Annotated in this window: 4 protein-coding genes and 1 pseudogene; 2 read left to right on the forward strand and 3 right to left on the reverse strand. The window is 41.0% G+C overall.

Translation table 11 applies throughout. From position 1 onward, the window contains the following. Window positions 1-192: hypothetical protein (locus IM462_RS03675; protein WP_287703111.1), on the forward strand; the 192-nt coding region annotated here is incomplete at its 5' end. A 542-nt stretch (window positions 193-734) separates the two neighbouring features. Here the strand turns inward: IM462_RS03675 and IM462_RS03680 are convergent. The 3 genes and pseudogenes from IM462_RS03680 to IM462_RS03690 form a co-directional block, all read right to left on the reverse strand. Beyond that, window positions 735-1,436 carry a hypothetical protein gene (locus IM462_RS03680; RefSeq protein WP_002756702.1) on the reverse strand — a complete coding sequence of 234 codons (702 nt, stop codon included), beginning with the start codon at window positions 1,434-1,436 and terminating at the stop codon, window positions 735-737. Between the two features lie 133 nt (window positions 1,437-1,569). Then, window positions 1,570-2,151: pseudogene (locus tag IM462_RS03685) on the reverse strand (ISAs1 family transposase); the annotation flags it as partial. A gap of 287 nt (window positions 2,152-2,438) precedes the next feature. After that, window positions 2,439-3,611, reverse strand: a complete 1,173-nt coding sequence (locus IM462_RS03690) for a glycosyltransferase family 2 protein (protein WP_287703109.1) — start codon at window positions 3,609-3,611, stop codon at window positions 2,439-2,441. A 562-nt stretch (window positions 3,612-4,173) separates the two neighbouring features. Between IM462_RS03690 and IM462_RS03695 the strand changes: the two genes are divergently transcribed. Continuing rightward, on the forward strand, window positions 4,174-4,388 hold a 215-nt coding region (locus IM462_RS03695), incomplete at its 3' end, for a helix-turn-helix domain-containing protein (protein WP_287714850.1).

A 4,388-nucleotide genomic window follows, 5' to 3' on the forward strand; every position in this document is an offset into this window, starting at 1 on the left:
TATATTTTTGCCGGAGCTTTGCTATCGATCGCTTCTAATTATTCTCAAGATATGAGCAATTTATTTGCTAGAAATGAACAGGTTTATCAAACTGCTAGTTTAAGTGATGTTCCTCCTATTTTGACGGCAGAAACCGCAATTACCAGCCTAGAAGCGGCAGCATCGGAGGATAGTAAAAAGCTATCAAATTAGCTAGTATCATAACTAACCTGAGTTCGGGATCAGCCGAAACCCTAATTTTACCGTAGCCGGTCAGCCCTATTCTTTCCTAGAAGTCAACAATACTACGGCGTGCGTCATCCTGAATACTGTACTCGCTACCGAAAGCGATTTGTAAGAATAAGATACTGTACAAAATAGAGAATACGATGCTGAGACTGAACCAGAAGGTTCTGGAAAGCATCAATTCTCTTAGAGGAGTTAAATCTAAAAAATACGAGTTCTTTGTCTGCATAACTACCTTGACGTTTTATCCAAGTATTTTACATTTAATACCAGGGTGAGCGCATCTCAAACGCTATTGACAATTAGCCCCTTTTGTGATCTGCTTGCTGTGTGGGCATTTCAAGTGATACCAGTCAATCAGAATAGTTACGAAATCTTAACATTGGGTCGATTTTTGCTTAACAATTGAGATGGCAAATTCTCCTCAAATATGCCTGAATGTACCTCTGGGTAAGCAACTCACATAAAGTTCATTTTGTCAAGGATTGTTAAGATGCGCTTACCCTGTATTAGTCATTAATACGTCTAGCTAATAATACTAAATTGGAAGGCATTCCCAGCGCCCAGATGGTTTCGACTCTAATACTGAAATTGTCTCCTAAAGCTTGTTTAGCTAAGTTTAATAATTCGGCTCTACCCAGTAGGTTTAAATTATCTTCCTTAGCCCAGAAGGATAACCCGACTATATTTAATAGAAACCGATGCCAAGATTTAGGTAACCAATGGATTAGGGGAAGTTTAGTATGAAATTCTAGCCAATGCCAACGATTGGGTGTAGTTAAGAATATTTTACTAGCAACTCTGGCACACTCTCGAATATGTTCAACCTGTAAATGAGTCGAACCACAATGTTCTAAAACTGCGCTAGAGGTGGCTACATCAAACTCACACTCCTTAGCAAGAATTGGGCGATGAAATCCATTGGGGCTTAAAATTTTGGCAAAAGGAAACACTTGGCTCAGGGAAGAAATGTCTTCTGGGGAAGAGAGGGCGACAGTTAACCCTGCTTCATGAAACCAGGGAATCATACAGTTACTGTCTATCCTCTCCACATCTGGAGTAGAACCAATATCAATAATACTTTCTCCTGCCCGTAAATCGAGTTTGTTCATAGCTAAATCAAACATCTTACGGCGAGCTTCTACACTTAAGCGTTCTTGAATCCCTGTTAACCAATGTCCACGATTAAAATAGTCAATGCCTTGATTCATAATATATTTGTTTACATAGTTGGGTATCTCGAAAAATTGATAGCCCAAGGACTGTTATAGTATAATGAGTAAGAACAGCGAGTCAAGCGAACAAATGCTCTTGCCAGAATCACCCAGGGTAAGAGCATCTCAATTAGGCTTGACAAAAGGCTTTCAGCACAGCCATCATATAGTTATTATCCATGGCCGCCCGTTTACTTTTTTGTGCCAGACTACGTCGGTAAGTGGATTCCTGGTTAAGAGCGTTAAGTGCTACTCGTCTCAAGAATGCAAAATTACGAGGGCTGTGACCAGAGCGAATCCGACATTTATCTTAATTAAAAGTAACATCTAAAATCCAATGAGCCTGATTTTCAATGCTCCAATGTTTACGAATAGCATTACCTATTTTTTGAGCATCAGCTGGGAGAGAACTGAGATAAAATTGGACTTCACAAGTGGTTTTATGACCAGGATGACGAACTCGTTTAACTATGATAATACTTTGAATTCCTTGCCATTGAGCTTGTTGATAAAGACTGCCGAAAGCTTCTAAGGGGACAGCCCAACACCAAAGTTTTTCGAGACGATGATGACCTTTTTCCAGACGGTAATCATAACTAAATTGAATACCATCAAATTGATGTGCTTGAGCTTGCTCAAACCAGTTTTTGACCTGAGTATAAAGAGTCGGATGATTAGCTTTAAGGGCGACAACGTAGTCAGCTTTTTTGGCTTGAATATGATTAAGTAGGTGGGTGGAATTAAATATAAAATGAACGTAGGTTGGGTTGAAGCATGAAACCCAACGCCCGATTATGTTACGCTACCGCTAACCCATCCTACAAATAATTGTGCCTACCTACTTAACTGCTAAATTAGATGAGCTTACCCTGTTTAATACGGATACCATAAGAACTAGGATGATTGTCTATTTCTTGGTATTTTTGAGTATACGAAAGTTGAAGGGTAACATATAAGTTTAGAAGCAATAAAGCCGATAACAATCAGTTACCATTATTTTTATCTTCGTTTCAATCCCAAAACACTTAAAAAGAAACTGGAAAAAACCACCTGTACTCCCAACGCTAGAGCGGTTACGGAAGGAATGACAATCCGCATGGTCACGGCTGGATCTAAGGCTCCATAAAGTCGAGCATTCCAAATGTATAAAGCATACAGTGAACCGCCCATACCTAGTACCAATAAAATTACGCCAATGCTCAATCCCACCTCCAGATTAATATAACGCAAAAATCGTCTTAATTTTCGGTCTTCCGGTAATAAACCCTCGCTGATAGCAAAAGCTTTTGTGAAGATGGCAAAACTGACGATTTGAAAGCCAATAATCAAAGCTGTGGCTGAATAGAGAAGGGTGTGAACTCTGGGTTGAGGAATAAACCAAATCGTCGCCACAAACCCCAGAAACATTAAAGCCAGTCCGGGATAGAGAAACAACCAGCGAGGACTATACATTAAGAGGAATCGGAGATGTCGCCAGCCATCGCGCCAAGTTTTTAGGTGGGGGGGACGACTACGACCGTCAGGGGATAAAGTGGTTGGTACTTCGGTAATTTTCAGGCCGTAGAGGGATGCTTTCACCACCATCTCGCTGGCGAATTCCATGCCAGTGGTGCGTAGGTTCAATTGTTTGATCGCCTGTTTACTAAACCCGCGCAATCCACAGTGAAAATCACCACAGGGGCTGCCAAAAAATAACCGTCCTAACCAAGTCAAGACAGGATTGCCCAGATACTTATGCAATACTGGCATCGCCCCTGGTTTAATTCCCCCCTGAAAACGATTGCCCATCACCAAATCATAACCCTGTCGCAATTTTTCTAGGAAAGGCGAGAGATTGGTAAAGTCATAGCTATCATCGGCATCCCCCATAATAATGTATTGACCTTTGGCGGCGGCGATACCTCCCCGCAGGGCGCTACCATAACCCCTTTCCGGGATGGGAACCACCCGCGCCCCTGAATTAGTGGCAATTTCTTGGGAACCATCGCTACTGCCATTATCGGCGATTAGCACCTCTCCCGCAATTTTCTGTCGTTCCAGATAATCTCGCGCTTTGCCGATACAGGTGGCCAGGGTTTCCGCCTCGTTGAGACAGGGCATGACGATCGATAATTCTAGAGTAGGTATCTGCTCATTAGAGGCGGCATCTGCCATGACCTGATTTTCCAGCATAACAATCGCGGTGGAGTCGTTTTGCTCAAGAGTATAACAGGATTATTGACATTTGTGACAACAGATTTTTGATTGCTCAATAGTGCTGCCTTAATTGATTGGCTTGTCTTTGTCCCCAATAACCTATAATGAGTGGGCTGTTCATTATCCAGATTTCCGAAGCTATCTAAGCTAGACACAGCCTTCAGCATCCCAACAACGGGGTTTAGATTACGAACAGCTTAGGGCAAAAATTCGGCAACCCAGAGAAAATGATACTGAAAAATTAAAAATTGAAGTTTATCTTGGTTTCACAGCCATAAACCTTAGCTATATCAAGCTTAAAATCGAAATGACCTTAAAAGTTTAGTTGTAACATATAAGTTTAGAATTGACAGTGCCGATAGCAATGGATTACTGGGGAATAAATAACGTGAGGGTGCAGGGAAAAATGCCAGATCAATTGCAATATACAAAAATAAGCGCAGTAAAATTATAGATAAGGCCAACTTCTTAATCAATAGATCTCTTGCATAAGTCTAGACAAAATAGGATAAAATAGTCCAAGAGTTAAGATTGAAAGATGACTTACGAACAAGTAAAAACTTTAAAGCTAACAGAGTTCAAACGCTTGTGTGGCGTGTATCCAGATACATTTAAGGATATGGTAACAGTCCTAGAGGCAGAAAAAGTTTGGCAAAAAAAGACAGGAAGACCTAGCAAATTGAGTACGGAAGACCAACTACTAATAACACTAGAATATTGGCGAGAATATCGCACCTATTTTCATCTGGGAAA

The sequence above is a fragment of the Microcystis sp. M144S2 genome (assembly GCF_020246065.1).
In the GTDB taxonomy this organism is placed as follows: Bacteria; Cyanobacteriota; Cyanobacteriia; order Cyanobacteriales; family Microcystaceae; genus Microcystis; species Microcystis ichthyoblabe_A.